This is a genomic window from Micromonospora phytophila (genome assembly GCF_023656545.1).
Classification (GTDB): domain Bacteria; phylum Actinomycetota; class Actinomycetes; order Mycobacteriales; family Micromonosporaceae; genus Micromonospora; species Micromonospora phytophila.
The window spans coordinates 1-2,344 of the sequence record NZ_JAMOKF010000536.1 but is presented as its reverse complement, the minus strand read 5'-3'; the positions used below and the strand labels follow the sequence as shown (position 1 = coordinate 2,344).

General features: G+C 73.7%; 3 protein-coding genes. 2 read left to right on the top strand and 1 reads right to left on the bottom strand.

All coding sequences use genetic code 11. The features are described from left to right. Nucleotides 1-111: 111 nt before the first annotated feature. The gene (locus NCC78_RS30890) at nucleotides 112-531 is read right to left on the bottom strand and encodes a hypothetical protein (RefSeq protein WP_250798950.1); all 420 of its coding nucleotides are present in this window, start codon (nucleotides 529-531) and stop codon (nucleotides 112-114) included. Between the two features lie 202 nt (nucleotides 532-733). On the opposite strand from NCC78_RS30890, the gene NCC78_RS30885 reads away from it, so the two are divergent. Together NCC78_RS30885 and NCC78_RS30880 are read left to right on the top strand one after the other, a co-directional pair. After that, the gene (locus tag NCC78_RS30885) at nucleotides 734-1,819 is read left to right on the top strand and encodes an S-(hydroxymethyl)mycothiol dehydrogenase (RefSeq protein ID WP_250798947.1); all 1,086 of its coding nucleotides are present in this window, start codon (nucleotides 734-736) and stop codon (nucleotides 1,817-1,819) included. Beyond that, on the top strand, nucleotides 1,819-2,344 hold a 526-nt coding region (locus tag NCC78_RS30880), incomplete at its 3' end, for an MBL fold metallo-hydrolase (RefSeq protein ID WP_250798946.1). The genes NCC78_RS30885 and NCC78_RS30880, both read left to right, overlap by 1 nt.

The following is a 2,344-nucleotide window of genomic DNA, read 5'->3' as shown; positions in this document are numbered from 1 at the left end:
CGGCGTCCTCCTGACCGGTCCGGTTCCGCGACCCTGACGGCGTCACCCGCTTTCGCAACCGGCACGGTCCCGCCGGGGGCGTGGGGTCGGCGGAGCGTGGGCGACTCCCGGTCAGCGCAGCCGGCGCCGGAGCATGAGGTCGTCCAGCACCAGGGTCAGGCCGGCGCCGAGCAGCCACACGTCCTTGGCCAGGCCGATGCCCTGCTGCGTGGGCCTCAGGCTGCCCGGCTCGCGCATCCCGGGCGTCTTGAGGTAGAGCTGCACCAGGCCCGCGCCGAACGCGGCCAGCCCCAGGCCGGCCAGCGCCGAGGGCACGACCGGGGTGAGCAGCGCCGCCCCCAGGGCCATCTCCGCGCGGGAGAGCAGCGGCACGAACCGCTCCGCGGGGATCCGCCCGAGCTGCGGGAGCGCCCCGACAGCCATCCCGTGCGTCATCTGCAGGGCCTCGCCCTCCAGACTCCGCTTGCCCAGACCCGAGTTGAGGATGAACGCGCCGATGCTGATCCGCAGCGGCAGATGACTGACCTTCATGACGCAACTCCCGTCGTACGGCCGGACCGTGCCCCCGCCTACCCGCAACCGGTGGCGACAACCGTCGGAAACGTCGCTGGGCCGACCGGGGTGATCGGCGGTAGGTTCGCGGCGAGGGCGATACCGGGCGTCGCCGTACCCCCGGCGGCCCGGAGCCGAGCAACGGCGGCGCGCGGGCGCCGACGTGGAGCAGGAGGAGATCGTGAGCCAGCAGGTCCGGGGGGTCATCTCCCGTCACAAGGGCGCGCCGGTCGAGGTCACCACGATCGTCGTGCCCGATCCCGGGCCGGGCGAGGCGATCGTCAAGATCCACTCCTGCGGCGTCTGCCACACCGACCTGCACTACCGCGAGGGCGGCATCAACGACGACTACCCGTTCCTGCTCGGTCACGAGGCCGCCGGCGTCGTCGAGCAGGTCGGGGAGGGGGTCGACTCGGTCGCGCCGGGCGACTTCGTGGTGTTGAACTGGCGGGCGATCTGCGGGGTGTGCCGGGCCTGCCGCCGGGGCCGACCCTGGTACTGCTTCGACACCCACAACGCGTCCCGGAAGATGACCCTCACCGACGGCACCGAACTCGCCCCGGCCCTGGGCATCGGGGCGTTCGCCGAGAAGACCCTGGTCCACGCCGGCCAGTGCACCAAGGTCGACCCGGCGGCCCGGCCGGCGGCGGTCGGCCTGCTCGGCTGCGGGGTGATGGCCGGCCTCGGCGCGGCGATGAACACCGGCGGGGTCACCCGGGGCGACTCGGTGGCCGTGATCGGCTGCGGCGGCGTCGGGGACGCGGCCGTCGCCAGTGCCGTGCTGGCCGGCGCGACGACGATCATCGCGGTGGACAGGGACTCCCGCAAGCTCGACTGGGCCCGGAAGTTCGGCGCCACCCACACGGTCAACGCCGCCGAGGACGACCCGGTCGAGGCGATCCGCGCCGCCACCGGCGGCTTCGGGGCCGACGTGGTGATCGACGCGGTCGGCCGACCGGAGACCTGGAAACAGGCCTTCTACGCCCGGGACCTGGCCGGCACCGTCGTGCTGGTCGGCGTACCGACCCCGGAGATGACCGTCGAGGTGCCGCTGCTCGACGTCTTCGGCCGCGGCGGCGCGCTCAAGTCCAGCTGGTACGGCGACTGCCTGCCCAGCCGCGACTTCCCGATGCTGACCGAGCTCTACCTTCAGGGTCGCCTCGACCTGGACGCCTTCGTCACCGAGGAGATCGCGCTGGACCAGGTCGAGGAGGCGTTCAGCAGGATGCACCGCGGCGACGTGCTGCGTTCGGTGGTGGTCTTCTGATGGCGGCCCGCGTCGACCACGCCGTCACCTCCGGCACCTTCTCCCTGGACGGGCAGACGTTCGACGTCGAGAACAACGTCTGGGTGGTGGGCGACGACGCCGAGTGCGTCGTCGTCGACGCCCCGCACGACGTCGACGCCATCCTGGCCGTGATCCGTGGCCGGCGGGTGAAGGCCGTCCTGGCCACCCACGCCCACGACGACCACGTCCGGGTCGCCCCGGCGCTGGCCCGGGCCACCGGCGCGCCGGTGCTGCTGCACCCCGCCGACCGGGTGCTCTGGGACCTGGTGCACCCGGAGGATCCCCCGGGCGGGGAACTGCGCGACGGGACGACCGTCGAGGTGGCGGGCACCACCCTCACCGTGCTGCACACCCCCGGCCACAGCCCCGGCGCGTGCAGCTTCCACGCGCCTCGGCTCGGCGTGGTGTTCACCGGCGACACGCTCTTCGCCGGCGGGCCGGGCCCCACCGGGCGCTCGTACCGCGACTTCGGCACCATCGTCGCCTCGCTCCGGGACCGGCTGC

Bases quoted from the DNA above. Each gene is read 5' to 3' on its own strand.
- NCC78_RS30890 (WP_250798950.1), bottom strand. From the start codon at position 531: ATGAAGGTCAGTCATCTGCCGCTGCGGATCAGCATCGGCGCGTTCATC.